The 26632-nt window shown below is 65.0% G+C and carries 21 protein-coding genes; 12 read left to right on the top strand and 9 right to left on the bottom strand.

Going from position 1 to position 26632, the window contains the following annotated elements; translation table 11 throughout:
- The first annotated feature begins 24 nt into the window (after nt 1–24).
- From M1D99_RS16525 to M1D99_RS16580, 12 genes are read left to right on the top strand one after another with little or no spacing between them, the layout of a single operon-like run.
- Nucleotides 25–5499, top strand: a complete 5475-nt coding sequence (locus M1D99_RS16525; protein ID WP_458130447.1) for an amino acid adenylation domain-containing protein — start codon at nt 25–27, stop codon at nt 5497–5499.
- Entirely contained in the window at nt 5496–7235 is a 1740-nt protein-coding gene (locus tag M1D99_RS16530) for an ABC transporter ATP-binding protein (protein WP_458130448.1), read from the top strand. The genes M1D99_RS16525 and M1D99_RS16530 overlap by 4 nt, the downstream gene beginning before the upstream one ends.
- Nucleotides 7232–8977 carry an ABC transporter ATP-binding protein gene (locus tag M1D99_RS16535; RefSeq protein WP_458130449.1) on the top strand — a complete coding sequence of 582 codons (1746 nt, stop codon included), beginning with the start codon at nt 7232–7234 and terminating at the stop codon, nt 8975–8977. Before M1D99_RS16530 ends, M1D99_RS16535 begins: the two co-directional genes overlap by 4 nt.
- A complete protein-coding gene (locus tag M1D99_RS16540) occupies nt 8971–10074 on the top strand; it encodes a saccharopine dehydrogenase NADP-binding domain-containing protein (protein ID WP_458130450.1) in 1104 nt (367 codons plus the stop codon). The genes M1D99_RS16535 and M1D99_RS16540 overlap by 7 nt, the downstream gene beginning before the upstream one ends.
- Nucleotides 10071–11102: a class I SAM-dependent methyltransferase gene (locus tag M1D99_RS16545; RefSeq protein ID WP_434570434.1), complete on the top strand. Its 1032-nt coding sequence runs from the start codon at nt 10071–10073 to the stop codon at nt 11100–11102. Before M1D99_RS16540 ends, M1D99_RS16545 begins: the two co-directional genes overlap by 4 nt.
- Complete coding sequence (locus M1D99_RS16550) at nt 11102–12814, top strand: class I SAM-dependent methyltransferase (RefSeq protein ID WP_458130451.1); 1713 nt, start codon at nt 11102–11104, stop codon at nt 12812–12814. The genes M1D99_RS16545 and M1D99_RS16550 overlap by 1 nt, the downstream gene beginning before the upstream one ends.
- Nucleotides 12811–13956: a Gfo/Idh/MocA family oxidoreductase gene (locus M1D99_RS16555; protein ID WP_458130452.1), complete on the top strand. Its 1146-nt coding sequence runs from the start codon at nt 12811–12813 to the stop codon at nt 13954–13956. The genes M1D99_RS16550 and M1D99_RS16555 overlap by 4 nt, the downstream gene beginning before the upstream one ends.
- The gene (locus tag M1D99_RS16560; RefSeq protein WP_186728294.1) at nt 13953–14672 is read left to right on the top strand and encodes a VOC family protein; all 720 of its coding nucleotides are present in this window, start codon (nt 13953–13955) and stop codon (nt 14670–14672) included. The genes M1D99_RS16555 and M1D99_RS16560 overlap by 4 nt, the downstream gene beginning before the upstream one ends.
- On the top strand, nt 14665–16263 hold the full coding sequence (locus M1D99_RS16565) for a (2,3-dihydroxybenzoyl)adenylate synthase (RefSeq protein ID WP_458130453.1): 1599 nt from the start codon (nt 14665–14667) through the stop codon (nt 16261–16263). The genes M1D99_RS16560 and M1D99_RS16565 overlap by 8 nt, the downstream gene beginning before the upstream one ends.
- Nucleotides 16260–17018: a thioesterase II family protein gene (locus M1D99_RS16570; protein WP_458130454.1), complete on the top strand. Its 759-nt coding sequence runs from the start codon at nt 16260–16262 to the stop codon at nt 17016–17018. Before M1D99_RS16565 ends, M1D99_RS16570 begins: the two co-directional genes overlap by 4 nt.
- Complete coding sequence (locus tag M1D99_RS16575; RefSeq protein ID WP_434570445.1) at nt 17015–17323, top strand: isochorismate lyase; 309 nt, start codon at nt 17015–17017, stop codon at nt 17321–17323. The genes M1D99_RS16570 and M1D99_RS16575 overlap by 4 nt, the downstream gene beginning before the upstream one ends.
- Nucleotides 17320–18687 carry an isochorismate synthase gene (locus M1D99_RS16580; protein ID WP_458130455.1) on the top strand — a complete coding sequence of 456 codons (1368 nt, stop codon included), beginning with the start codon at nt 17320–17322 and terminating at the stop codon, nt 18685–18687. The genes M1D99_RS16575 and M1D99_RS16580 overlap by 4 nt, the downstream gene beginning before the upstream one ends.
- A 17-nt stretch (nt 18688–18704) precedes the next feature.
- Here the strand turns inward: M1D99_RS16580 and M1D99_RS16585 are convergent, their stop codons facing one another.
- The 9 genes from M1D99_RS16585 to M1D99_RS16625 all read right to left on the bottom strand — a co-directional run bounded on the left by M1D99_RS16585 (nt 18705) and on the right by M1D99_RS16625 (nt 26592).
- Nucleotides 18705–19484: a hypothetical protein gene (locus tag M1D99_RS16585; protein WP_434570449.1), complete on the bottom strand. Its 780-nt coding sequence runs from the start codon at nt 19482–19484 to the stop codon at nt 18705–18707.
- Nucleotides 19485–19876: 392 nt separating this feature from the next.
- Entirely contained in the window at nt 19877–20560 is a 684-nt protein-coding gene (locus M1D99_RS16590) for a type 1 glutamine amidotransferase domain-containing protein (protein ID WP_434570451.1), read from the bottom strand.
- A 110-nt stretch (nt 20561–20670) separates the two neighbouring features.
- Nucleotides 20671–22017 carry an NTP/NDP exchange transporter gene (locus M1D99_RS16595; protein ID WP_434570453.1) on the bottom strand — a complete coding sequence of 449 codons (1347 nt, stop codon included), beginning with the start codon at nt 22015–22017 and terminating at the stop codon, nt 20671–20673.
- Nucleotides 22018–22084: 67 nt separating this feature from the next.
- Nucleotides 22085–23140, bottom strand: coding sequence for an oxidoreductase (locus tag M1D99_RS16600; RefSeq protein ID WP_186705661.1), 1056 nt, complete (start codon nt 23138–23140; stop codon nt 22085–22087).
- Between the two features lie 45 nt (nt 23141–23185).
- Nucleotides 23186–23446 (bottom strand): DUF2790 domain-containing protein, encoded by a 261-nt coding sequence (locus M1D99_RS16605; RefSeq protein WP_458130456.1) that lies wholly within the window; start codon nt 23444–23446, stop codon nt 23186–23188.
- A 342-nt stretch (nt 23447–23788) separates the two neighbouring features.
- Nucleotides 23789–25168 carry a heavy metal sensor histidine kinase gene (locus tag M1D99_RS16610; RefSeq protein WP_411384689.1) on the bottom strand — a complete coding sequence of 460 codons (1380 nt, stop codon included), beginning with the start codon at nt 25166–25168 and terminating at the stop codon, nt 23789–23791.
- Nucleotides 25168–25872, bottom strand: coding sequence for a heavy metal response regulator transcription factor (locus M1D99_RS16615; RefSeq protein ID WP_434570457.1), 705 nt, complete (start codon nt 25870–25872; stop codon nt 25168–25170). The genes M1D99_RS16610 and M1D99_RS16615 overlap by 1 nt, the downstream gene beginning before the upstream one ends.
- A 166-nt stretch (nt 25873–26038) precedes the next feature.
- A complete protein-coding gene (locus M1D99_RS16620; RefSeq protein WP_186705665.1) occupies nt 26039–26332 on the bottom strand; it encodes a type II toxin-antitoxin system RelE/ParE family toxin in 294 nt (97 codons plus the stop codon).
- The gene (locus M1D99_RS16625; RefSeq protein WP_434570460.1) at nt 26320–26592 is read right to left on the bottom strand and encodes a CopG family ribbon-helix-helix protein; all 273 of its coding nucleotides are present in this window, start codon (nt 26590–26592) and stop codon (nt 26320–26322) included. Before M1D99_RS16625 ends, M1D99_RS16620 begins: the two co-directional genes overlap by 13 nt.
- Nucleotides 26593–26632: the final 40 nt, after the last annotated feature.

Below are 26632 nucleotides of genomic sequence, written 5' to 3' on the forward strand. Positions count from 1 at the left end.
CTCTTTTCTCCAGGAGCTGTACCCATGCCCGCCGCCAAACTGCTAAGTGAACTCAAGTCCCTGGGCGTCGAACTCTGGCCCCAGGACGGACAATTGAAATTCCGCGCACCCCAAGGCCTGCTCAATGCCGAGCGCCTGGCACAACTGCGTGAGCACAAAGAACAGATCCTGCACCTGCTCGAAACACAGGAACGGCCACTGGTACAGGCTGACCCGGCGAACCACCACGCGCCCTTCCCGCTCACCGACGTGCAGAACGCTTACCTCCTGGGCCGCCAATCTTCCTTTGGCTACGGCAACGTCGCCTGTCACGGTTATCTGGAACTGAGTTGGCCGCGGCTCGATCCGCAGCAGGTGGAACAGGCGTGGAACCGTCTGATCGAGCGTCACGACATGCTGCGCGCGGTGATCGCCAGCGAGGGTTCCCAATGCGTCCTGGCCAATGTTGCCCACTACTCGCTGGCCGTCGCGGACTTGCGCGGCGCCACGGCTGAACAGCACCGGCACGGCGTGCAGCAGATCCGCCAGGCCATGGAACAGAAGCTCTACCCCACCGATCAATGGCCGCTGTTCGAATTGCGCATGAGCCGCAGCGACAGCGGCGACACCCTGCATTTCTCCATGGATTCGCTGATCGCCGACTGGGCCAGCGCACAGTTGCTGTTCAACGAGTTGGAACAGTTGCTGGACGATCCCCAGGCCCCCCTGCCGCCCCTGGACATCACCTTCCGCGACTACCTGCTGGCGGAGCGTGGCTTGCTCGAAGGCAGCCGCCACCAACGCGACCGTGAGTATTGGCTGGGGCGCGTCGATGACTTGCCCGCCGCGCCGCAACTGCCGGCGCCCCTGAACGGTGAAGACACGGCATCGCCGCGCTTCCAGCGGCATTCGGCCCAGCTCGATCAGCAGCAATGGAACGCCCTGAAAAAAGCCGCCAACGAACGCGGCCTGACGCCTTCCATTGCGGTCCTCGCCACCTACGTCGGAACCTTGCAACGCTGGAGCCAGCGCCCTGCCTTCAGCCTCAACCTGACGCTGCTCAACCGCTTGCCACTGCACCCGCAAGTGGATCGGCTGGTGGGGGACTTCACCTCCGTGAGCCTGCTCCAGGTCAACGATCCGCAAGGCCAGGACTTCACCCAGCAGGCCCGGCAACTGGGCGGCCAATTGTTTGCCGACCTGGAGCACCGGCTGTTTTCCGGCATTGAAGTGATGCGTGAAATCGGCCGTCGGCGTGGCCGTGAAGCCGCGGCCATGCCGGTGGTGTTCACCAGCGCCATCGGCCTGGCGATCGAACCCCTGGCGGCCAGCCAGCGCCGGGTGGGCCACGGCATTACCCAGACCCCGCAAGTCACCCTCGACTGCCAGGTGATGGATGACCACCACGGTTTGCACGTCCATTGGGACGTTCGCCAAGGCGTGTTCCCCGACGGTTTGGTCAACGACATGCAGCAGGCGTTCCTGGCGCAGCTGCAGCGATTGGCCCTGGACCCGGTTGCCTGGGAACAACCCATGCAGGTGCCGCTGCCGGCCTGGCAGCAGCGTGAGCGCCTGGCGGCGAATGCCACCGCCGCGCCGCTGCCCACCGGTCGCTTGCACGACGGTCTGCTGGTCATGGCCAAGGCACATCCGCAAGCGCTGGCGGTGATCGACGCCAACGGCAGCCTGACCTATGCCGCGCTCGTCGAACGCGCCTTGGCCGTCGCTGCCACCCTGTGCCAGGCCGGTTGCGCCGCCCAGGAACCGGTGGCGATCCTCATGCCCAAAGGCCTCGACCAGGTCGTAGCGGCCTACGGTGTATTACTTGCCGGGGCCGCCTACCTGCCACTCGATAGCAATGCCCCGGCCGCCCGCCGCGACCGCGTGCTGCGCAGCGCCCAGGTGCGTCATGTACTTGGCCAGTCCCAGAGCCTGCCCGATACGCCGCTGCCGGATGGGTTGCACTGGCATGCCATGGATCGACTGGCGCCGGCAGCGGCCGACTTCCAAGCGGTTGACAGCAACCCCGATGACCTCGCCTACGTGATCTTCACCTCCGGTTCCACGGGGGACCCCAAAGGCGTGATGATCAGCCATCGCGCCGCCCTCAATACCGTGCAAGACATCAACCGGCGTTTTCACGTCAACGCCAAGGACCGCGTGCTGGGGTTGGCACAGTTGAGTTTCGACCTGTCGGTGTACGACCTCTTCGGCCCCCTCGCCGTGGGCGGCGTGCTGGTGCTGCCCGACCCGGCACGTGGCGCCGACCCGTCGCACTGGGCCGAACTGGTGCAGCGGCATCAGGTGACGCTGTGGAACTCGGTGCCTGCGCAACTGCACATGCTCGTCCACTACCTGCATGCCGAGCCCCGGCCACTGGACAGCCTGCGCCTGGCGTTGTTGTCCGGTGACTGGATTCCGCTGAACCTGCCGCCGCAACTCCAACAACTCTTGCCTGGCCTGGCCCTGGTGGGTCTCGGTGGCGCGACCGAAGCCTCGATCTGGTCCAACCTGCACCCGATCGGCGCCATTGACCCGGCGTGGCGCAGCATTCCCTATGGCCTGCCCTTGGCCAACCAGGGCTTTCGCGTGCTCGACAGCCAATGGCGCGACGCCCCGACCTGGGTGCCTGGCGACCTGTACATCACAGGTGTCGGCCTGGCCAACGGTTACCTTGGCGACCAGGCACTGAGCGACGCGCGGTTCTTCGCCCATCCCGTGGACGGCCAGCGCCTGTATCGCACCGGTGATCGGGGTCGCTACCTGCCCGGCGGCGAACTGGAGTTCCTCGGCCGTGAAGACGGCCAGGTGAAAATCCGTGGGCATCGCGTTGAACTGGGCGAAATTGACGCCGCATTGCTCGCCAGCCCCGGCGTGGACAACGCAATCAGCCTGGTCACCGGCGAAGCCACCGGAGAGCGCAGCCTGATGGCCTTTGTCACTGCCGCGCGGACATCGCCAACACCGTTGCCGGACGCGTCCTTGCTCACGACGATCAATCGTTATGCCGACAACCAGGTCGGCGCCTTTGACGCCCAACAGGTCGGTGATTACCAGGCAGACCTGAGTGCCGCGGCGCTGAGCTCGATGCTGGAGGTGATGCTCAAGGCCGGCTTGTTCAGCGGCGAGTTGGCCGAACCTGATGCCCCGGGCGTTCTCCACGCGTTGCAGGCACAGCCGCGCCATCACTGGCTGGTGCGCCGCTGGTTGGGCGCGCTGTGCGAGGCGGGCCTGCTGCAACTCGAACAATCGCGCTATCGCCTGGCGCAACCGGCACCCGAGCCGGCGCTGGCCTGGGGCCGGGTGGAACAGGCCGTCGCCTCTGGGCTGTGCAGCCAGGCGCTGTTCGACTACCAGCTCAACCATGTCTGGCAATTGCCGCCGTTGCTCAAGGGTGAGGTCAATCCGTTCGACCTGCTGTTTCCCCAAGGCCAACAGGACCTGGCATTGCAGCTGTACGGCGCAGACGCCGTTTCGCGCTTCAACAATCACAGCATCGCGGCACTGATCAACCGCCTCGCCACCCACCATGACGGCGACGGGCCGCTGCGCATCCTGGAGATCGGCGCCGGCACCGGGGCCACCAGCGCGCCAGTGATCGGGCTGCTCGATGGCCTGGACGTCGATTACCTGTTCACCGACATGACCGCTTTTTTCTTGCCAGCGGCCAAGCAACGGTTTGCCGAGCACGCCTGGGTGCGCTACGGCGTGCTGGACATCGACCAGGACATCCGGCCCCAAGGGCTGGCCAGCAACAGCGTCGATGTCGTGTTGTGTGCCGGCATGCTCAACAGCGTCAAGGACATCGACAAAGCCCTCGGCCAAATCACCGAGCTGCTCAGCCCTGGGGGCTGGTTGGTGTTCAGCGAACCCACCGGCGAATGGCCGCCGATCCTGTTGACCCAGGGCTTCATGATGACCCCGGTCAACGACGACCACGACCTGGGCCGTAGCGGTTTGCGCGACGCACAGACCTGGCAGGCGCGGATCCGGGCGTTGGGCGGTGAATGCCTGCCCGCCCTGCCCCAGGCCGATCACCCGCTGGCGGCCCTCGGCATGCAGGTGTTCGCCGCCCGTTTCAAGGCCGGGTTCCAGCGCCTGGACGTCGACAGCCTGCGCCGCGCCCTGGCCCAACGCTTGCCCGAATACATGCTGCCGGCGCACCTGCAAGTGCTCGACCGCTTGCCATTGACCGCCAATGGCAAGGTCGACCGCAAGACCCTGGCCGGCTTGCGCCCCGCCGTTGATGCCCACGTGTCCGCGGGCCAGGCGACGCCGACCGATCCCCTCACCGCCGAGCTGTGCCGGCTGTGGGCCGAGGCCTTGGGATTGACGCAAATTGGCGTCGACGACAGCTTCTACGAAAAAGGCGCCGACTCACTGATCCTCGCCCGTGTCGCCGGTCAACTGCGTGAACAACTGCCCCAGGCCCAGGCCTTGAGTTACGACACACTGCTGCGGCAGATGCTCAACGAGCCAAATGTCACCGCCCTGGCGCGCCTGCTCAACCACGGCGAAGCCGCGCCAGTGCCCACTGCGGCGGGCGGCGAAGCCCAGCGTTCCTCCAGCAGCAATGCGTTGGTGGTGCCATTCGGCGGTGGCGAGGTCGGCCCGGTGCGGGTGATGTTCCACGCCGCCCTCGGCACCTTGGATTACTTCCAGCACCTGGGGCGCGCCCTGGCCGAGCAACAGGCCGGCCCGGTGATCGGCTTTGCCGTGGCCGACACCGAGCGCTACCTGGCCCTGGAGCCCAAGCGCCTGATCGAAAGCGTGGCCCAGGATTACGCAGAACGCTTGATCGCCGACGGTCACCAGCGCTTCCAGCTGATCGGTTACTGCCTGGGCGGGCTGCTCGCCACCGAGGTCGCCCGGCGTCTGCTCGAACGGGGCATGGACGTGGTGGACCTGAGCCTGATCGACAGCATTCCGATGTTCATCGACACCGACGAAGAGCTGGCCTACGAGGCGATCTTCGTGCCCAACCTGAACCTGGATCCGGTGAAAACCGTGTTCGGCCCGCACATCGAAGACTATGACGTGTACCGCGCCATCGATCTGCTGATGGCCCGTGACAATCGCCGCGTGCCCGCCGGGGCCATGGCCGCCTTGAGCGGCGACCCGGGCCTTGAAGCCCTGGCGCTGGCGGTGAGACAACAATCGGCGCGCAGCCAGGAACAACGCCTGGCCGAATATGCGCGCCTGGCGTCGGGCCAGGCCGGGGTGCCCATCGGCCCGGAGCTGGTGCCGACGTTGTTCCGCGTCTGCCGCCACAGCATGCGCGCGGCACGGTTCGACCCGCCGCCGTTCCTCGGCAACATGACCTACCTGCGCTGCCTGGAGCAGCAATCGTTCGGCATCACCGGCGGCGTTGGCCACCTGGCGGCACCGTTCTGGGAAGACGCGTGCCTGGGACGATTCGACTTGATCGATGTGCCGGGCAATCACTTCAGCGTGATCGAACCGCCTCACGTCCACACCGTCACCGCGCACCTGCTGGACGCCCTACGGAAAAACTCATGACCACCGCTCTGGATACCCTGAAACGTCCGGTCAACCGCCTGATTCACTTAGGCGTAGCGTTTGCCGCGGTCGGCGCACTGGTCAACCTGGTGCCCTTCATCGGCCTGACCGAGCTGGGCCGGTTGCTGCTGGCCGGTGGCGTCGACACTCAAGCCTTGTGGCGTTGGGCGGCGCTGGTGGTGATCGCCTTGAGCCTGGGCTGGGTGGCCAACGGCGTGGCCCTGTGGTTGACCCATCTGGCGGACCACCGCCTGCAAGCCAGCCTGCGCGAAGCCATGGTGCGCAAGCTGGGGCGCGTGCCCCTGGGTTGGTACACCGACACCACCTCGGGCGCGGTGCGCAAAGTGGTGCAGGACGATCTGGAAGACCTGCACCACCTGGTCGCCCATCACGCGGTGGAACTTACCGCAGCCATCGTCACGCCCGTGGCGGGGTTGGTGTGGCTGGTCACGCTGAACTGGCGCCTGGCGCTGCTGGCGGTACTGACCTTGCCGGTGTATGCGCTGGCCTACGCCCTGATGATGCGCGGCTTCGGCGGGAAAATGCAGTTGCTGGACAAGAGCATGAGCCGGGTCAGCGCCGCCATCGTCGAGTTTGTCCACGGCATTGCCGTGGTCAAGGCGTTCGGCCAGGTGGGCCAGGCCCATCGCAGCTATCAGCAGGCGGTCAACCAGTTCAGCGAGCAATACGCCGGTTGGGTCAGACCGCTGCTGCGCCTGGAGGCGTTTTCCTCGATGGCCTTGAGCGTCCCGGTGATTCTGCTGGTGAGCCTGGGGGTGGGCACCTTGCTGTTGGCCAAAGGCTGGATCACGCCGCTGCAATTGTTCGCCGAGACCTTGGTGGCGGTGGTGATTCCGCAGTCGCTGTTGGTGATCAATCAAAGCCTGACCGCCCAACGCACCGCCCTGGCGGCCGCCGACCGCATCGAAGTACTGCTCAAGGTCGAAGAACTGCCCGCGCCGAAAGTCGGCCAGCAGCCCCAGGGCAGTGACATCACCTTTGAACATGTGCAGTTCGGCTACGACCCCGAGCACCCGATCCTCAACGGTGTCGACCTGCACTGTCCGGCTGGCAGCGTGACCGCCCTGGTCGGCGCGTCCGGCGCGGGCAAGTCGACCCTGGCCAAACTGGTGCCGCGCTTTCACGACGTCAAGGCTGGCTGCGTGCGGGTGGGCGGTGTCGATGTGCGGGACATCGATCCGCGCCAGTTGTATCGACAGGTCGGTTTCGTCTTGCAGGACGCGCAACTGGTGCACGGGACAGTGGCCGACAACCTGCGCCTGGGCCGCCCCGAGGCCAGCGACGCGGAGGTGGAGATGGCGGCCCGCTCGGCGCAGATTCACCTGCGCATCGAGGCCCTGCCCCGTGGCTATCAGTCGGTGATCGGCGAGGATGCGGTTCTCTCTGGCGGTGAAGCGCAACGCCTGTCCATCGCCCGCACGCTGCTGGCTGACACGCCGGTGCTGATCCTCGACGAGGCCACTTCCCACGCCGACCCCGAATCCGAAGCGTTGATCCAGGACGCCCTGTCGGCCCTGGCCCGGGGCCGTACGGTGCTGGTGATCGCCCACCGCCTGGCCAGCATCAGCGGCGTGGACCAGATCGTCGTCCTCGATCAGGGCCGCGTGCTTGAAAGCGGTCGCCATGAATCCCTGCTCCAAGCCAACGGCGCCTATGCCCAGCTGTGGCGCGCCGGCGCCAAGCACCCCGTCCCCGAGTTGGAGATGTCCCTGTGATCCGCAGTCTTGTCACGTTACTGGGGCCGGCCCATGCCGCCCGCCTTTACCGATACCTCGCGTGGCTGGTGACCAGCGCCGTGCTGCAAGGCCTGGCCGTGGCTTTCCTGGTGCCGATCCTGCACGCGCTGTTTGCCGGTGACCCAGCTACGGCGCTGGCTTGGCTGGCCGGCCTGGCGGCGATGGCCGTGCTGACCTGCATCGCCCATTACCAGCAGGCGATGAAGGGCTTTGCCCTGGCGCTGGTGGTGCTGACCACCCTGCATGATCGCCTCGGCCAACACCTGGCCAGCCTGCCCCTGGGCTGGTTCAATTCGGAAAAAATCGGCCGCCTGTCGCGCAGTGCCACCAGCGGCACGTTGATGGTTACCGGCCTGTTCGCCCATTACCTGGGACCGGTGGTGTCCGGAGTGGTGGTGCCGGCCACGGTCGCGCTGACCTTGTTCATCTTCGACTGGCGCCTGGGCCTGACCGCGGTGCTGTGCGCGCCGCTGATCTACTTCACCCACCACTGGTCCGCTGCCGCCATCGGCAATAACGACGCCCGGGTCGAAGCCGCCGCGACCATGGCCGGTAACCGCGTGGTCGAGTTCGCCCGCTACCAGCAAGTGCTGCGCGCCTTTGGCCGGACCCAGGACGGCTACGCGCCCTTGCAGGCAGCCAATCTGGCGCAGAAACAGGCCGGTGGTTCGATGTTGGCCCAGACCTTTCCGAAACTGCTGGCCGGCGGCCTGACCGTGCAATTAGCCTTTGCGCTGCTGGTGGGCGTGGGCGTCGCCCTGGCCGTCCACGGTGATATCGACGCCATTCAGTTGGTCGCGTTGCTGGCCCTGGCGGCCCGTTTTGTCGGGCCACTGGCCGAGGCGGCGGCGCGCAGCGGCCTGCTGCGCATGGCCGGTAATGACCTGGAGCAACTGGTCGGCATCCTGCGCGAGTCGCCATTGCCGCAACCCGCTGTCAGTCAGCCGTTGACCGCCCCCGGCAGCTTTGCCTTCGAACACGTCAGCTTCGCCTACGCCAGCGGCCCGACGGTGCTGCGCGACCTCACCTTCACTGCACCGGCCCATTCGATGACGGCGATTGTCGGCGCCTCGGGCTCGGGCAAGACCACCGTCACGCGTCTGCTCATGCGGTTTTTCGATGCGACCCAGGGCAGCGTCAAGGTCGGCGGCGTCGATGTGCGCGAACTGTCCAACGAAGCCTTGATGGCGCAATTGTCGCTGGTGATGCAGGACGTCTACCTGTTCGACGACAGTCTCGAAGCCAACATCCGTGTCGGCAGGCCGGACGCTACTGCGCAGCAGGTGGCTGAAGCGGCGCGACTGGCCGGCGTCGATGAAATCGTCGCGCGCCTGCCCCAGGGCTGGCACACCCCGGTGGGAGAAGGCGGCGCGTCACTGTCCGGCGGTGAACGCCAGCGAGTATCTCTGGCTCGGGCATTGCTCAAACGCGCGCCAATCGTGCTGCTGGATGAAGCCACTGCCGCGCTCGATCCCCAGAACGAAGCCTTCGTACAAGCGGCGATTCGTAGCCTGAAGCAAAGCTCGACCGTATTGGTCATAGCCCATCGCCTGCCGACTATCATGGCCGCCGAGCAGATTCTGGTGCTGGATCAAGGCCGGTTGGTGGAAGCAGGCACTCACTCGCAACTGCTGGCCCTCCACGGGCGGTACGCCGGGTTCTGGCGTGATCGCCAGCGTGCCGGCGGCTGGCGCCTGAATGCGCAGGCCCAGCCATGCTGATCGGGGTGCTGGGTGCCAGTGGCGATGTCGGTCTGGCCAGCGCTCGGGCGCTGTTGAGCTTGGGTGTGAACGAACTGCGCCTGGGCGGGCGTGATGCCCGCAACGGTGCCCGCTGCCTGGCATCGCTCCAGCAGCAATGGCCCGACGCGCGCCTGCACTGGTACGCGGTGGACTTCAATGATGCCGCTGCCCTGGCCGGTTTCGCCCATGGCTGCGACGTGCTGCTCAATTGCGCCGGGCCTTCCTGGCGACTGGAAGATCGGGCCGCCCGGGCGGCGTTGCAAACCGATGCGCACTACGTGGATGCCGCCGGCGAGGTGACACTTGAGCCGAGCCAGTGGCACAACCGTTGCGCCGTCCTCGGAGCCGGCCTGCAACCAGGGCTTACCGGCTTGCTGCCCCGTTGGCTGGCCCAGCAGGCTTTCTCTGGAGTCCAGGGACTGACCAGCTATTTCGGCCTGCGTGACCAATTCACCGCCGTGGCCGCCGACGACTTCCTGCAAGGGGCGGTGGACGGCACCAGCGAACCCCTGGCGGCCTGGCGCAATGGTCGTTGCAGTCGGGCGCTGCGCCGCAGCCGGGATGTGCTGCTGCCGTGTTTCCCCGGCCAGGTTCACTTGCTGCCCTATTTGAATCGGGAAGGCGAATGCCTGGCCATGGACCTGCGCCTGGACGTCGGCCATTGGTTCAACGTGATCACCGACGGACATGTGCTCAAGGCCCTGGACCTGGCCCACGGCCTGTCGCGCGCCGATGCGGTGCAGCGGTTGTGCGAGGCCAGCCGGCTGGACCTCAGCGGCCAGGCCCCTTTCGTCACGTTGCTGCTGCAACTCGACGGGGTGTGGGACGGCCAGGCACGCACCCGCAGCCTGGTGCTCAGCGGCGCAGGCAACGCGGCGCTGACTGGAGCAATGGCCGCCGCCACGGTGGTCAGCGTGGCGAACGATGAGATCAGCACCGGCTGCCATTACGCCGCCCAGGTGTTGCCACCCGCCGCCAGCCTTGAACGCCTGCAACGCACCTCGGCGATCCGTGCCCTGAACCTGCTGCCCGGCCCGCTCGATCACCTGCACACCGTTGAAGAAGGTTGCCTATGAACAGCGCCCTGAATGAACTCGAAGACGTGAGCCTGGGGGTAATGGCCCAAGTGTTGCTGCACACCCAGGCTTTGCCGGTGCAGGCCTGGCGCGGCGCCGGGCAGATCAACCAGGCCTTGGGCACGGCGCCCCGCCATGCCTGGATCGTGCGGCGCTGGCTGGCGGCGCTGACCCACGCCGGTGCGCTGCGCGAAGACGCCGGACGCCTCGCCTGGCAAGGCACGCCACCCCCGGCCGCGGTAGAAAATTTGCCCGGGCTGTACGCCGAACTGGGCTTCCCGGCCAGCATGGCGCCCCTGCACCGCCAGGTCATCGAGTGCCTGCCCAACCTGTTGCGCGACCAACTCGCCTTGGCACCGTTGCTGGTGCAATCGGGTGACCCCGTCGCGGTGCTGGGCGCCTACCAGCGCAACCACTTCACCGCTGCGATCAATCGAGCCCTCGCCGCACGGGCAAGCGAAGTCCGTGCCCTCGGCGATGTACTGCGGGTGCTGGAGTTGGGCGGTGGTGCTGCCTGCACCACCCGCGCCGTGCTGGCAGCGTTGCAAGCGCGGGAAAAGGACTATCGCTTTACCGACATCAGTTCGCTTTTCACCGGGGCGGCCCAGCGTGAGTTCCGCCTGGAACCGGGGATGCACGTCGGTTTGCTCGACCTGGACCGGGACTTCGCCGAGCAAGGCATCGAGGCCCGCAGCCAGGACCTGGTGGTCGCGGGCAACGTCCTGCACAACGCCCGCGACTTGCCCCGCAGCCTCGGACAGATACGCGCCTGCCTGCGGGACGGCGGGCGCTTGTTGTTCAGTGAGTCCATCGCGGACAACCCGGCGATGCTGACCTTCATGCACCTGCTGCTGTCGCCGCCCGCCGGTGCGCCGTTGCGCAGTGCCGATGAAGTGTTCATCCCGCCTGATGCATGGCGCCAGGCCTTGCAGGCCCAGGGTTTCCAATTACTCGAAGTTTGGCCCGCGGCCAGCGACCCGCTGGCGGCCGCCGGGCAACGTTTGTTTCACGCCGTAGGAGTTTCATGATGACGCTGCACGTTGACATCCTGCTGATCGAGCTACCCGCCGGCGCATTTCCCTGGCATTTACCGGCCCTGACGGACCTGGGCATACATCAGCGCTCCCCGGCACGCCTGTTGGCAGTGATCGAACGCCAACGCCCCGCCGTGGCGGTCATGAACGCCGAACAGCTGGAACGGCTGCTGGACTTTCCAGCGTTGCCATTGACCGACCTGAGCTACTTGGAACAGGTGCTGTTCATCACGGCGCAACCGGGCGACTGGCAACTGGCCGAGCGGGCGGCGGCACAGCTTAATTGCGGCGTCCAGGGGTTTACGGATGCCCTCGGCGAATGGCGCGACCTGGCCAGCGTCAAGCTCGAACATCAACGCTGGCGCGAGCGGGCCCTCGGGCATCCCGACGTGAGTAGTGTCGCGCTGCACGGCCAGACCTTGTTCGCCGTGCCTCATCCTTGCGAGGCCAAAAGCGTCGAGGATCACCTCGATGGGACCGAAGCGGCCCTCGACCAGCAGTTTTCCAGCGAGCAACTCGTCGAAGCGGTACAGCTCAATGATCGGCTGGGCCACGCCGCGTTGCTGTCGATGCTTAATGGCCTGGAGCATTGCGGCCTGTTGCCCGCCCCGTTGAACGATGTCGCCCAGGGGCTGGCCCTTGGGGGCATCGCGCCGGGTCATCGACCGTTGATCGCGCGCTGGCTCGACGTGTTGCAGGGGCAAGGGCTGTTGCGCCGCGAAGGCACCCGACTGCACCCGACCCTTGACGCCAGCGCCTGGAGCGACGAAGCCCTCGAAGGCATCTGGACGCAACTGACCCTGGACTGGGCGCGCAACACCGGCGGCAGCGGCACCCTCGACTATGCACGGGACAATGCCCGTCAATTACCGGCGCTGATGCACGGCGACTGCGCGGCGGTGCACCTGTTGTTTCCCGAGGGGCGCACCGAACGCGCGGCGGCGTTGTACCGCGAAAGCCTGGCTGCCCAGTACCAGCATCGCGCCGTAGCCCACTGGGTCGGGGCTTGGGCCGCACGCCAGAGCGCCGCTGTGCCGTTGCGCGTGCTCGAAGTCGGTGCCGGCACCGGGTCGACCACCCAGGCGGTATTGCCGGCCTTGGCCGACGCTGCGGTGGACTACCTCTGCACCGACGTGTCGCGCTATTTCAGCGAGCAGGCCGCCGAGCGCCTGCAAGACTGGTCGTGGGTTCGCCACGGCGTGTTCGACATCGACCGCCCTGCCCTGGCCCAGGGTTACCGCAGCCAGGATTGGGACCTGATCATCGCCGGTGGCGTGCTCAATGCCGCTCGCGATACCGAGCGCTCCCTGGCGAACCTGCTCGTCCTGCTCAAGCCAGGCGGCTGGCTGGTGTTCAGCGAACCCACGCAAGAGGAATTCTGGGTGATGGCCTCCCAGGCCTTCATGCTCAACCAGGCCGACGATGAACGTCAGCTCAGCAGCACCACCTTCCTGAACCTCACCCAGTGGCAAACCGCGCTGGCCAGGAGCGGATTCCAGGGCAACCGCAGCCTGCCCGCCGCCGGACACCCATTGGCGCGCCTGGGCCATCGCGTCTTCGTCGCCCAGGTACCCAACCATCGCCTGAGCCGCGCGGCACTGGCCGCGCACCTTGAAGAGCCCGTCCTGGATCTTGAACTACTCGACCAATTGCCCGACGACCCTACGCTGGCCCAGTGGGCTCGCCTCCCGGAGACTTGCCCATGAACAGCGCCCCTGCGCGCAAACGCGTGATCGTGGCCGGCACCGCGTTCGGTCGCATCTACCTGCAAGCCCTGGCCCGCGCCCACGATCGCTACCAACTGGTGGGCATCCTGTCCCGCGGCAACGCCTACTCGAAAGCTTGCGCCGAGCATTACGGGGTGGCGCTGTACGAGACCGTCGAACAGGTGCCGGATGAGGTCGATATCGCCTGCGTGGTGGTGCGCTCCGGGGCAACCGGGGGCGCTGGCGGTGACTTGGCCCAACAATTTCTGCGCCGCGGCATCCACGTATTGCAGGAACATCCGGTGCACCACCGCGAAATCGCTGCGTGCATGCAGGCCGCGCGCCAGGGCCAGGCCGCCTATGCGGTGAACACGCTGTACCCGAATATCCTGGCGATCCGGCGCTTTCTCGCCGTGGCCGCTTACCTGCGCGATCAACAGGGGCTGGCGTACATCGAAGCCGCCTGCAACAGCCAGGTCGCCTACCCGCTGCTGGATATTCTCGGGCGCCTGGCCGGTGGCCTACGGCCCTGGTCGTTCGCGGCCCCTGCCCCGACGCTCGGCGAGCATCCCTTCACCCGGCTCGAAGCCCGTTTCAACGGTGTCCCCATCAGCTTGCGAATACAGAACCAGGTGCACCCCAAGGACCCGGACAACCACTCGTTCCTGCTGCATCGCCTCGAAGTCGGCTGCGAAGCCGGGGTGCTGAGCCTGGGCGACACCCACGGCCCGGTGCTGTGGAACCCGCGCCTGCACGCGCCGAGGGACAGCACTGACCGGCTGATCATGGCCGGCCCCGGCAGCGAACGGCTGGCCGGGCCAACGATGGTGCTTCTCGACCCGCAGGTGCCCCTGAGCTACCGGCAGGTGTTCAACCAGGTCTGGCCCGACGCGGTCAGCGTCGCCCTGGACGCGTTATGCCGCGACATCGACGAACCTTCGCGGCGCCTGCACAGCGGCGTCTGGGCCACCGAGGTGTCCATGGCCTGGCGCGAAATGAACAACCTGATCGGCATGCCCACCTTGATCGAGCCGCCCGTGCCCCGCGCGCTGCCCCTGGCCGAACTCCAGGCGCTGGCCGACGCCGTGCAACCCCCTTGCGGTGACGACACCGCCCAACTGCTCGGAGCGCTGCCGTTTTGAACACTGCCCAACCTTTGTCCAATTGCAGCCACGTGTTGCTGTGGGTGCGCGACTTGCACCAGGCCGTGGCGAACTTTCGCGCCGCCGGTTTCGAAGTCACCTACGCCACTGCCGAGGCTCGCGCGCAACACGCGCACATCTGGTTCAGCCAGGGGCCGATCATCGAGTTGCTCACCACACCGCGTCACGCCTGGCTGTTCAAGTGGCCCATCGACTGCCTGGCTGGCCGTGGCGCCGGGCGGCGGATGTTGCGCTGGGCCGCCCAGGGCGAAGGGTTCTGCGACCTGGCGCTGCTGTGCGATACCCCGGCCCTGGCGCCGCGCCTCAAGGGCCTGGCGGGCTGCGGCGTGGCCATGGGTCGCACGGTGAATTGGCGGCGTACCTGTGTGGATGGCCGCCAGACGCGCTTTCGTTTCGTCTATCCACGCCACGACCGCCTGCCCTTCCTGGTTACGCCCTATGAGCCGGCCCAGCATCCGCCCCAAATGATTCACCCCAACGGCGCGACGGGCCTGGCGGCGATCCACATGGGCGTCCATCCCGCCGACCACACCGCCCTCAGCTTGCTGGCCGGCGACGACCCGTTGCTGCGTATCCAGGCGGCCGAATACACCGGCGTACAGGCGGTGCGAATCGCCGGCCTGGCGCACCCGCTGATTCTGCACGGCGCCCGTTTGCTGGGTTGCCCGACCGTTCAAGGAGATTGCCATGCTTGATGGATGCACCGACTGGCCCGACGACTTCGTCCGCCGCTATCACGAACACGGTTATTGGCAAGGCGTGCCGCTGGGCCAACTGTTGCGCGAGCAGGCGCTGCGTACGCCGCACAAAGAGGCGCTGGTGGACGGCCATCGGCGTTGGCGTTACGCCGAGCTCGATCTGCAAGCCGACCGCTTGGCCGCCGGGCTCGCCGACCGGGGCTTGCGCGCTGGCCAACGGGTACTGGTGCAACTGCCCAACGTCGCTGAATTTTTCAGCCTGACGTTCGCCCTGTTGCGCCTGGGCGTGATTCCGGTGTTCGCCCTGCCGGCCCATCGCGAACATGAACTGCTCCACTTGGCCCAACTGAGCCAGGCCGTGGCCTATGTGATTATCGATCGACACCTGGGCTTCGACTATCGACCGCTGGCACGGGCCCTGTGTAAACAAGCGCCGAGCCTGCAACAGGTCTTTGTGGTCGGGGCGGCCGAGGCGTTCGTCGCCCTGGGCGACTGCGTTGCCGACCCTCGTCCGCTGCCGGCGCCAGACTCACGGGAAGTCGCCGTGCTGCTGCTGTCCGGTGGCACCACCGGCCTGCCCAAGCTGATCCCCCGCACCCATGCCGACTACGCCTGCAATGCGCGCCTGGCAGCCCGCGCCTGCGGCTTTGACAGCCACACCCGCTACCTGGCGGCGTTGCCCGTGGCCCATAATTTCCCCTTGGCCTCACCCGGCGCGTTCGGGGTGTTCAGTGTCGGCGCCACCCTCGTGCTGGCGCCGGAGCCCAGCCCCGAAACCACCTTCGAACTGATCGAGGGCGAACGCATCACCCACACCTCGTTGATCCCGCCGCTGGTCCTGCTGTGGCTGGAAATGGCGCAATGGTCCCACCACGACCTGAGCAGCCTGCAGTGGTTGCAAGTCGGTGGCGCACGACTCAAGGCCGAGATCGCCGCGCGTATCGGCCCGGCCCTGGGCTGTGGCCTGCAACAGGTCTACGGCATGGCCGAAGGGTTGCTGTGCTTCACGCCGCTGGATGACCCACAAGCACGCATCTTCGAAACCCAGGGCCTGCCGCTCACCGCTGACGATGAGATCCGCATCGTCGACGCCGATGACGTGCCGGTCGCGCCTGGCGCCGTGGGCGAATTGCTGGTGCGCGGCCCCTACACCATTCGCGGTTACTACAACGCCGCCGAACAGAATCTGCGCGCCTTCACCGCCGACGGTTTCTACCGCAGCGGCGATCTGGTGCGGCGTTTGCCCGAGGGCCATTTGATCGTCGAGGGGCGGACCAAGGATGTGATCAATCGCGGCGGCGAGAAAATTCCAGTGGAGGAAATCGAGAATTTGCTGCTGGGCCATCCGTTGATTCGCGATGTCGCCCTGGTGGCCTTGGCCGATGAGCTGCTGGGTGAGCGCAGTTGCGCCTGCGTGCTGGCCCATGGCGAGCAGGTCGAACTGGGCACGATCAACGCCTGGCTGCGCGAGCGTGGACTGGCCGCCTACAAACTGCCGGACCGCTTGCAGGTGCTGCGCGAATTCCCGCTGACGCGCCTGGGCAAGGTCAACCGCAAGGCCCTGGCGGAACAGGTGCAGGCCTTATGAACAGCGAAATGTCCCCGTGGTTGCGCGTGCTGCGTCAGGGTGACCAACCCCGGGCCCGCCTGGTGTGCCTGCCCCACGCTGGAGGCAGCGCGAGTTTCTTCCGTCCGTGGCTGACGCACCTGCCGGGGGATATCGACTTGCTGGCCGTGCAATATCCCGGACGTGAAGAACGGTTCAACGAGACGCGTATTGCCTGCCTGGCCCGCCTGGCTGAACACATCAGCCAGGCCCTCTTGAGTTTGCCCTCCCGCCCGCTGTGGCTGTTTGGCCACAGCATGGGCGCGGCGCTGGCCTACGCCGTCGGTGTGCAGTTGGAGGCGGCGGGCGTCGGTGCCGAGCATGTGTTTGTCTCGGCCCACCCGCCACCGCACCGGCAACCAGCCAGTGACCTGCACCGCCAGGACGATGCCGCGCTGATCGCCGACATCCTGCGCCAGGACGCCGAGGCCACAAACCTGTGGGGCAACCCGCAACTGCGCGGGTTGTTCCTGCCGACCCTGCGCAGCGATTACCAGGCCATCGAAACCTGGCAACCGGCGCGGCTTGACCGTTTGGCGGCGCCCATCGACGTACTGCTGGCCCTGGCCGACACCGATGTCAGCCTTGACCAGGCCCGGGCCTGGGCGGACCTGAGCGAACACACCCCGGATATCCGCCAGTTCGACGGCGATCATTTTTACCTCAAGCAACAGCCGCGCCCCGTGATCCATCACTTGCTGCAACGCACGGCCTACCTTCAAGGAGACTCGGTATGAAAATCCCGGAACACTGCACCGGCCTGCCGGACATTCGCCACGCCATCGACACCCTCGACCGGCAGATCATCGATGCCCTGGGGCTGCGCATGCAGTACGTCAAGGCGGCCTCGTCGTTCAAGCCCGACCAGGCCAGTATCGCCGCACCGGACCGCGTCGCGGCGATGTTGCCGCAGCGCCGGCAGTGGGCGCAGGAGGCGGGGCTGGACGGTGAATTCGTCGAGGGCCTGTTCAACCAGGTCATCCATTGGTACATCGCGGAGCAAACGGCGTTCTGGCTGCAAAAAAAGAGCGCGGCCGTATGAACGAAGCCGCCTTACTGAGTGTGTTCGAAGCTGCGCACCAGCTCGCGCTGAAGCATCAGCGGCCCGTTGTCGCCGTGAGTTCGCGCCCCGCACCGAACCTTGATCCACTAGTGCTTTACGAAACGCACCGGCAGGGCTTTTTCTGGTGTGCTCATTCACCGGGGCTGGCTCTATTCGGTCTGGGCTGCGCCTGGCAGATCGAAGCCACGGGACCGCAGCGATTGGCCGAGGTGAACCGTCAATGGTTCGCGCTGTGTGCCGACGCGGTGATCGACGGCGCCCATCCACCGCTGCTGCTGGGCGGCATGCGTTTCGACACGCAACAACCTTGCGCGCCACATTGGGCGCCGTTCGCCGATGCCAGCTTTCACCTGGCCCAATGGCTGCTCAGCGAGGACGGCGACGGCCGCTGGCTGCGTTGCCAATGCGTGGTGGAACCCGGCAGCGATCCGGCCGCATTGGCGCGCGCCAGCGTGGCGGCGCACCAACAGCTTTTCGCGTCGCCACGCTCGCTCGCATCGCACCCGGAGGTGATCGAACGCACCGCATTGCCCGCGCCCCAGTGGCAAGCCAAGGTCGCCAACGCCTTGCAGGCCATCGACAGCGGCGAGCTGAGCAAAGTGGTGCTCGCTCGCCATATCGAATATCAGCTGGACGCCGCCCTCGATAGCGGCGCCGTCATGCGTCGGCTGCACGAGCGGCGCAACTCATCCCATCTGTTCGCCTTGCACCGCGCAGGCAGCTGTTTCATGGGCGCCACCCCGGAACGGCTGCTCAGTTGCCGGGAAGGCCACCTGAGCACCCACGCGCTCGCCGGTAGCGCGCGCCGCGCCCCAACGCCCGAGGAAGACCAGCAAGTGGGCGCAGGTTTGTTGGCGGACCCCAAGGAACTGCATGAACATCAACTGGTGGTGCAGACCATCCTGCAAGGCTTGAGCGGCATCGTCAGCGACCTGCAAGCGGCCACCCGACCCGAACTGCTGAAACTGGCCACGGTGCAGCATCTGAGCAGCCCGATCAGCGCCCGGCTTGTAGAGGGGTGTAGTTTGCTGGACGGCATTCAGGCCTTGCACCCCACCCCAGCGGTTGGAGGTTTGCCAGCGGCGACGGCCATGGGCTTCATTCGCCGGCACGAGGGCTTCGACCGGGGCTGGTACGCCGCGCCCGTGGGTTGGCTGGACGCCCGGGGCAACGGCGATTTCCTGGTGGCCTTGCGTTCGGCGCTGATGACACCTTTGCATTGCCACTTGTTCGCAGGCTGCGGGATTGTCCAGGGGTCTCGACCGGCCGATGAGTACGAGGAAACCCAAATCAAACTGGCGAGCATGGAGCAGGCCTTGCACCTCGCTCCACGCGAACAGTGAGTAGATGCCCGGGCCCCTTAAAGCCCCGCCGCCTGGGCAATCTGCAGCCGCCAGTTTTCGACTTCCTGCCAATCATTACCAAACGACCAGGTCGTCCAGCAAGGCGTGCCTGAACCGATCTGGAACTGGATTTGCACAGTGAAGGAGTGGTGGGTGGTACTTGAAGTGTAAGTGGTCGAGTCCGAGGTGCCCTTATCGATGTCGCCACCATAGTGAGTGGTATAGAGCCGACGCTCGCTATGGGTCGTATGGGTCTTGGAGGTGTGAACGGTCTGGGTTCGCTCGTCGACCCGTACTTGCCGGACGACCCGCGGCGCGTCGATCAGAGCGTGCTGATGGCCGGACTCCGCCGAGTAGAGGTAGAGCACGGCAGACTCGGGAAATAGCCCAAGCATGTTCTCCCCACGGGATATCCAGCGATACGGGCCCAGGTCCTGCTCCGCGAGAAAGTCAGTGCAGGTCTTGTGCAGAACGACCGGGACGTTATCTTCCGCCCGTTTCAGCTCACGGCTTTCCTGGCGCCAGAACCACCGCAGCGGCAGGCTGAATATCCATGTCACGCACCAGAGTAGGCCCGCAAGCAGCGGCCCGCCAATGTAATGCCCCGCCACGACCCATTTGATCAGGAAGTAAGCGCAAAACAAGCCTTGCACGATCTTGAATGGTTTCAGCACCGCCTGCTTGCGCTGGGCCAATCGGTCCTTGGCGGGCGGGATCTGTTGACGCGCCTGCTCGACGCTGGGAGAGAGTTGGAAATGGGTGATTTCGGGATGGGTAACGAGCTCGCCTTGCGACATATAAGTTTCCTGGTGACTGCCGTGTCAGCGCCGGGGGACGGCGTATGGGTCGCACTATAGCGGCTGTACCTGAAAACGACGAGTTGCTCATGGATATGCCCGGACCCAACCAACAAAAATGGCCATCAAGGCCCTAATGCCTTCCAGTCAAGCAACAAACGACATGAATCTTGTGGGAGCAAAGCTTGCTCGCGATAGCGGCAGCGTCGCCAATACCGTTGTCGGCTGGCTTACCGCAATCGCGAGCAAGCTTTGCTCCCACAGGGTTGCTGCTTATCTGTTCCCACAGGTTTGCTGCTTGACTGGCAGGCATTAGCCGTCAACGGTCCTTGGTGCCCACCGCCCGTTATCAGCGGCCGAGTTGCCCACTGCGCGAAGCTGACTCAACCCGCCTATTCCACCTCCAATCGCTTGAGCAGTGCATTGGCCGCAGCTTCCGATGAGGCGGGGTTCTGCCCGGTGATCAGGTGTCCATCCTCAACCACATAGCTGCTCCAATCCGCTCCTTTGGAGTACTCACCGCCCTTGGCCTTGAGCATGTCCTCCACCAGGAACGGAACCACATGAGTCAACCCCACCGCCTCCTCCTCGGAGTTGGTGAATCCAGTCACTTTCTTACCCTTGACCACGGGTTCGCCGTCTGGGGCGTTGACGTTCTTGAACACACCTGGCGCATGGCAGACGGCCGCGATGGGTTTATTCGCCGCATAAAACGCCTCGATGAGCGTCTTGGAGTCGGTGTCCTCGGCAAGATCCCACAGCGGCCCATGGCCTCCGGGATAAAACACGGCATCGAAGTCATAGGGGTCGACCTCGCCCAGCGGGACGGTGTTGGCCAACGCCGCTTGGGCCCTGGTATCAGAGGCGAAGCGACGGGTCGCAGCGGTCTGGGCGTCCTCTTCGTCGCTCTTGGGGTCCAGCGGTGGTTGCCCACCCTTTGGAGAGGCCAGCGTGATCGTCGCCTCGGCGTCGGCGAACACGTAATAAGGCGCGGCAAACTCCTCCAGCCAGAAACCGGTTTTCTTGCCGGTGTCACCCAACTGATCGTGGGATGTAAGCACCATTAGAATCTTCATTGAACCTCTCCTCCGTGCATGGATGGATGGGCGAACCGTGCTCGCCCCGCATTAATGTCAGAGGCTGCGGTTTGCCAGACGTTCAAGTGGGCAAGGCCCGCACCATGAAGTTACGACGCGACAGTCGAGGTGTTTAGCTCCCTGGCCGAGATCGCCGCCAAGCGCTGTTCCCTGGAAGCGGCATAATCGGCCTGTCGCCCCAGTTGCCAACCCAAGTAGCCCCACAGCAACGCGCAACCCGCGCCCACCACAGCGACCGGGCCGGCGCCTTGCCCCAACAGATCAAGCAGACTCTTGATCCAGCCACTCATGGCGTCACCCGCACGATAGACCACGGTGTCGATAAAGTTCTTGGCCTTGTATTTACTCTCGGCATCCAGTGGCGCGAACAACATTTCCCGGCCCGGTCGGACGAACGCGTACTCGCCGATCCGCCGCACGATCATCAGCGCCACCAGCAGCGCGAACCCCGGCGCCAACGCCAGGCCCAGGAAGCCGATGCACATCAGCAGCGGCACGATGGCCAGCAAGGCGCGCACCCCCAGCTTCGGCGCGATACGACCGGTGATGAACAGCTGGGACAGCAACGCCCCGGCCTGCACGACGATATCGATGGTGCCGAAGATGCGCACTTGCGCTTCGCGATCCGGATAATGCTCGGCCACCAGGCGCGCCTGCTCGAAATAGAGGAAAGTGCTGACCGTCGCCAACAACACGACAAACCCGGCAATGCCCAACAGGTAAGGCGACCCGAGCACGGCCATCAAACCGCTGAACGGGTTGCCCTGCAAGGGCTGCCGGGGATGTTGCGTCGGCGCGGCGCCAAGACGGCCAGCCCCGCCCTTTTCGCGCCATGCCATCAATGCCCGTTTCAAGACCAGCGTGACGCCGAGCAACAAGGCCGCCAGAAACATCAACCCCGAAGCGCCGAGCGGACCGATGAGCAACGCGCTCAGGGCCGGCCCCAACAGGCCGCCGACGCTGGCGCCCGCGGCAATGAAGGCAAACAGACGCTTGGCCTGCTCGCTGTCGAATACATCCGCCATCAGGCTCCAGGCCACGGAGACGACGAACAAGTTATAGACCGAAATCCAGACGTAAAAGACCCGGGCCAGCCAGACACTGTCCGGCTGGAACTGGAAGAGCTCGACGAACATCAGCAGGTTGAACCCGAAGAAGCCGTACACCCAGTCGATCAGGCGCAGGCGTGGCACTCGGGAACTGAGCCAGGCGAACAACGGCACGGCCGCCAGCATGACCAGGAAGGTCGCGGTAAACAGCCATTGCAAGTTCTCCACTCCCGCCGCGATGCCCATCGATTCACGGATTGGGCGCAGCATGAAGTAACCGGTGAAGAGGCAAAGGAACAGCAGGAACCCGCACAGCGCCGGACGCAACTCACCGTCGCGGGCGTTGAGGGCGAGACTCAGCCGGTGCAAATAGGAAGGCGCACTCATAGGGACTCCAGGGAGACGGCAATAAGAAAGGTCAAGCGCGGGACGGACGCCCGCGCCCTGGGTTGCATCAGCGATAGGTCACGCCGGTGAGGCGCTCGGAGACGGCCCAGAGCCGCTCGGCATCCGCCTGCGCACTTGCGGCGGGCGGCGTCTTGGCGAAGCCCAACGGACCGCGTCTTTCAGCGTCCCCGGTCGGGCCGTAATAGGCTCCGCCCACGGCTTGCGCAGCCGTGGCGGCGTACAACGTCGGCAATGCCCCTTGTGCCGCAGAGTGGTAGGCGTCGCGGTCCTTGGCCCAGCGCCGACCGAACTCGCTGTCCAGGCCAGGACCGCGTTCGACCAACTCGGTGACCGCCACGCCGGGGTGCGCCGCGATGCTGCGAATTCCCCAGTTTTCAGCGTCGCTGCGCCGCTGCAAGGCAAAGGCCCAGTGCAGGACCGCCAGTTTCGATTGCGCGTAGGCCGCATAGGGGTCGTATTTCTGCTCGCTCTGCAGGTCATCGAGGTTCATCGTGCCGCGCGTCGCAGCAATGCTGGACAGGCTCACCACGCGGGCATCCTGGCTTTGACGCAAGAGCGGCACCAACAGGCCGGTCAGTGCGAAGTGCCCCAGGTAGTTGGTGGCCAACTGAAGCTCAAAGCCATCGGCGGACGTACCCCGCTCGGGCGGCGCCATGACGGCGGCGTTGTTGATCAATACGTCGAGGCGCGGCAGCCGCTGATTGAGACGCTGGGCCAGGTCGCGCACCGATGAAAGATCGGCCAGGTCCACGTTCTCGAACTGCACTTTGGCGTCGGGCACGGATTCACGGATACGCGCGATGGCCTGGGCGCCGCGCTCCGGGTTGCGCGCGGCGATGATGACCTCGGCGCCGGCACGGGCCAAGGCCAGCGCGTCCTCGTAGCCCATGCCACTGGTGCCGCCGGTGACCAGGACAATCCGGCCTTTCTGGGACGGCATGTCGTGGGTCGACCAGTCCGGTTTCGGTGCTACGCGATCGGACGCCTCGACACTCACCGAAGCGAGCAGCGCGAAGCCGGCGGCAAGGGTTCTCGCCAGTCTCGCCAGCCGGCCCCTGTCACTCACGCGGCCAAGGGTAGGTGTTGTTGTGTTATTCCACATGGTGATAGTCCCTGTCTGAAGAAATGAACCGGCATCGCCGGACGGTCACTGTTTGGAGCACGCCTCGGCCAACTGCAGAAAGCTGACGTGCTTCTTGGTGCCTTGGCTGTTCAAGTAGGTCATCTTGGCTTGCACGACCTCGCACACCGGCGATGTCGCCTCCTCGATATGGACGACCCTGGCGATGTCCAGCGGCATGCCATATTCGTAGGCTGGGATCTGCGTTTGTTCTTTGGCGAGCAGCGGCGAGCCGCTCAAGGAGATGACGGCCAGCAGGCCGGCAATCGACAGGTTTCGAATATTCATAGTGGGCTCCACGACACGGTCCTCGTTGGGATGGTCGTAGCACTCTAGGAGGGGGCGACTGACGTCAAGGTGACTGCTGGCTGACGGGAAGATGTCAAACCCGAGCGCAATGCTGTTCTCTTAAGCCAATCGACAAACCCGTGGCGAGGGAGCTTGCTCCCGCTGGGCCGCGAAGCGGCCCCAAAACCTGCCAATTGCGGCGTATCAGACACACCGCACCCGCCGGTTTACGACTGCTTCGCAGCCGAGCGGGAGCAAGCTCCCTCGCCACAGGTCCATCATTTTTCTTAAGTGAACAGCCTTGCAAACGCGGGCGGGCTTTTATTCGCGGGGGGGCGACGACTAAGGCGCCGCCTGGTTCATCAAGGAAAAGCCGAAGGTATTGAAGCCATTTTCGCTATGGGCGAACACACGCCCGCCGTGCATGGACGCCACCGCTCGCACGATGGAAAGGCCCAGGCCATGGTGCGCATCGCTTCGCGCCCGGGCGGCGTCGGCGCGATAGAAACGCTCGAACAAACGCTCCAGGTGCACCGTGTCGATAGGCTCCCCGGCATTGGAAACGCTCACCTCGACCTGCATGCCGTGGCTGACCAGGCTCACGGTGATGATGCTGGTCGGCACCGCGTAGCGCGCCGCGTTCTGTATCAGATTGGCCAGGGAACGGTGAAAAAGGCGTCGGTCGATGCACACGCGCATGTCGCCTTGGATCTCCACGCTCAGTTGTTTGTCGTGCAGCACCGGCTCCAGGTACTCCACCGTCTTCGACGCCTCTTCATACAGCGAGACATCACTGAGTTCGGTGGCCCGCTGCCCGCTTTCCGCCCCGGCGAGGAACAGCATGTCGTTGACGATGCCGCCCATCCGTTCCAGCTCTTCGAGGTTCGATTGCAGCAGGTCTTGGAGCTCACCCACATCTCGTCCATGGGCCAAGGCCACCTGGGTCTGGCCGATCAGGTTGGTCAGGGGTGTGCGCAACTCGTGGGCGACATTGGCGTTGAACCCTTCGAGCTGACACCACGCCGTTTCCTGGCGCGCCAGGGCGCCGTTGAACGATACCGCCAATTCCTGCAATTCCGCGGGCAACGCCTCAGTGTCCAGCCGCTGCTTCGAATCCCCCGGCGGCAGGCTATTGGCCTGACGGCTCAAGCGCCGCACCGGCCCGAGGCCGAAACGCGCGATCCAGTAACCGAGCAGCGCAACCAGGCCGATGCCCAACGCCGAAGTCAGGATCAGTATCTTGGTGAAATGGTTCAGGGTCTTCCTGAACGGCGTCGAGTCCAATCCCACGATGAAGCGCAGTTCCGGGCGATTGCCCATGGCGGGAATGGTCTTGAGCAAAACCATCATGGGGCACTCACGCTCTCGCCCAGGCAATTGGAGGCTGAAGAGTCCATCGGCGCGCTTGGACCAATCCTGGCCGTCCGGCATCGCCCCGCCATAGCTGAAGGCCGGGTTATCCACCAGAATCCAATAACGGACCCGTTCATCCGCGGGCGTCAGGCCGTCGAGCTTCTGACGCAAGCCGACCCAGAACGTCGGCGAATCGTATTTCGCCAGCACCGGGTCAAGCACCGAATGGCGCAGGACCAGTTCGTTCTGCATCTGTTCATCGAGCGATTGCTTCAAGGACGAACGCAGCAGTGTCGCGCTGATCGACATGATCAGCAGGACAGCGAGGGCGAACATCAGGGCCAGCCGCTTGGCGATGGAAATCTTCATCACGACGCACCATTTTGCCTGCTAGGTTCTTCCCGGCTTTCCAGCACATACCCCATGCCGCGGACGGTATGCAGCAGCTTGCGCGGATACGGCGCGTCCACCTTGGCGCGCACGCGCTTGATCGCGACCTCCACCACATTGGCGTCGCTGTCGAAATTCATGTCCCAGACCTGCTCGGCAATCATCAACTTGGACAAAATTTCGCCCTGATGTCGCGCCAACAGGCTCAACAGACAGAACTCCTTGGCCGTCAGGTCCAGCCTCAGCCCACCCCGGGTCACCTTGCGTGCTTGCAGGTCGACCTCCAGGTCGTCGATGCGCAAATGCGTCAGGTCGGCCGTGTCACCGGCGCGGCGACGGATCAAGGCTTGGACGCGCGCGACCAGTTCGGCAAATGAAAATGGTTTGCCCAGGTAATCATCGGCGCCCTCGCGCAGCCCTCGAATGCGGTCATCCACGGTTCCCCTGGCGGACAACATGATGACCGGGGTTTTCTTGTGCAGGCGCAGCCCTTGCAGCACGTCGTAGCCGTCCTTGCCCGGCAGCATCACATCCAGGACCACCACGTCGTAATCCCATTCCAGCGCGTAATGCAGGCCATCGATGCCATTGGTGGCAACGTCGACGATGTAGCCGAGCTCGGTCAAGCCACGATGGACGTAGGAGGAGGTTTTTTCTTCATCCTCGACAATGAGCAGGCGCATCAGGTAACTCCTCTACGGAAGCAAGGCAACCCAGTGAGTCTAGGCAGTGAAGGTGTCTGGAGGCTGACGGCTTCCTGACATTTTTGTCAGAAAGGGTTCGAGGACTGAATATCACCCCAACAGGCTTGCGAAACTGAGCAGCCTTCGGGGATGACTTTGTGTCTCCTCAGTAACCCGCTTCCTTTTGGTGTCGGAACGCCAATACGTACACGTTTTCTTCCGCGGGAACAAAACGGTAAAGCGCGACGTAGCCCGCGTCACCAAAAGTAATGATCAACTCTCGTAGTTCGGGTGACTCGGCGAGGGGGCGACCGATGTGGGGGTCGGTTTCCAGGCGCATCAACTGCTGCTCAATGACTTGAGCCGCCCTGCGCGTCACCTGTACGTCTTTTTCCAACAGGAAACGACGACAACGCTCCAGACCCTCAGCCGCCCCTGCAGTCACAATCAATCGTGGCATGCAGGAAGCTCCGACTCTTCCTCGGTTCCCCACGTTTTAAGCCAGTCTCGAGTCTCCGCCCCGGTCAGGTGCAGGCCCGTTTCCTGGTAGGCCTTCCACGAAGCCAACGCTTCCTGCCTGAAATTTTCCCGCGCTTCCTCCCGTACCACATACTGAGAAAGGGCTTCTCGCATGATCCAATGGGCCGAGCGCTGCCGCGCATTCGCCAACTGCTGGATGCGATACTTCAGATCTTCATCGATTTTGATCGACGTCGCCATAACGGCCCTCCAATATCAATAGGTATTACCTTTGAATACG

The sequence above is a fragment of the Pseudomonas sp. R3-41 genome (assembly GCF_054161485.1).

Coding starts and splice junctions, on each gene's coding strand:
- M1D99_RS16620 (WP_186705665.1), bottom strand. CDS start 26,332: ATGCCACGATTGATTGTGACTGCAGGGGCGGCTGAGGGTCTGGAGCGT.
- M1D99_RS16550 (WP_458130451.1), top strand. CDS start 11,102: ATGACGCTGCACGTTGACATCCTGCTGATCGAGCTACCCGCCGGCGCA.
- M1D99_RS16545 (WP_434570434.1), top strand. CDS start 10,071: ATGAACAGCGCCCTGAATGAACTCGAAGACGTGAGCCTGGGGGTAATG.
- M1D99_RS16625 (WP_434570460.1), bottom strand. CDS start 26,592: ATGGCGACGTCGATCAAAATCGATGAAGATCTGAAGTATCGCATCCAG.
- M1D99_RS16600 (WP_186705661.1), bottom strand. CDS start 23,140: ATGTGGAATAACACAACAACACCTACCCTTGGCCGCGTGAGTGACAGG.
- M1D99_RS16580 (WP_458130455.1), top strand. CDS start 17,320: ATGAACGAAGCCGCCTTACTGAGTGTGTTCGAAGCTGCGCACCAGCTC.
- M1D99_RS16565 (WP_458130453.1), top strand. CDS start 14,665: ATGCTTGATGGATGCACCGACTGGCCCGACGACTTCGTCCGCCGCTAT.
- M1D99_RS16595 (WP_434570453.1), bottom strand. CDS start 22,017: ATGAGTGCGCCTTCCTATTTGCACCGGCTGAGTCTCGCCCTCAACGCC.
- M1D99_RS16530 (WP_458130448.1), top strand. CDS start 5,496: ATGACCACCGCTCTGGATACCCTGAAACGTCCGGTCAACCGCCTGATT.
- M1D99_RS16575 (WP_434570445.1), top strand. CDS start 17,015: ATGAAAATCCCGGAACACTGCACCGGCCTGCCGGACATTCGCCACGCC.
- M1D99_RS16605 (WP_458130456.1), bottom strand. CDS start 23,446: ATGAATATTCGAAACCTGTCGATTGCCGGCCTGCTGGCCGTCATCTCC.
- M1D99_RS16525 (WP_458130447.1), top strand. CDS start 25: ATGCCCGCCGCCAAACTGCTAAGTGAACTCAAGTCCCTGGGCGTCGAA.
- M1D99_RS16585 (WP_434570449.1), bottom strand. CDS start 19,484: ATGTCGCAAGGCGAGCTCGTTACCCATCCCGAAATCACCCATTTCCAA.
- M1D99_RS16590 (WP_434570451.1), bottom strand. CDS start 20,560: ATGAAGATTCTAATGGTGCTTACATCCCACGATCAGTTGGGTGACACC.
- M1D99_RS16610 (WP_411384689.1), bottom strand. CDS start 25,168: ATGAAGATTTCCATCGCCAAGCGGCTGGCCCTGATGTTCGCCCTCGCT.
- M1D99_RS16570 (WP_458130454.1), top strand. CDS start 16,260: ATGAACAGCGAAATGTCCCCGTGGTTGCGCGTGCTGCGTCAGGGTGAC.
- M1D99_RS16615 (WP_434570457.1), bottom strand. CDS start 25,872: ATGCGCCTGCTCATTGTCGAGGATGAAGAAAAAACCTCCTCCTACGTC.
- M1D99_RS16540 (WP_458130450.1), top strand. CDS start 8,971: ATGCTGATCGGGGTGCTGGGTGCCAGTGGCGATGTCGGTCTGGCCAGC.
- M1D99_RS16555 (WP_458130452.1), top strand. CDS start 12,811: ATGAACAGCGCCCCTGCGCGCAAACGCGTGATCGTGGCCGGCACCGCG.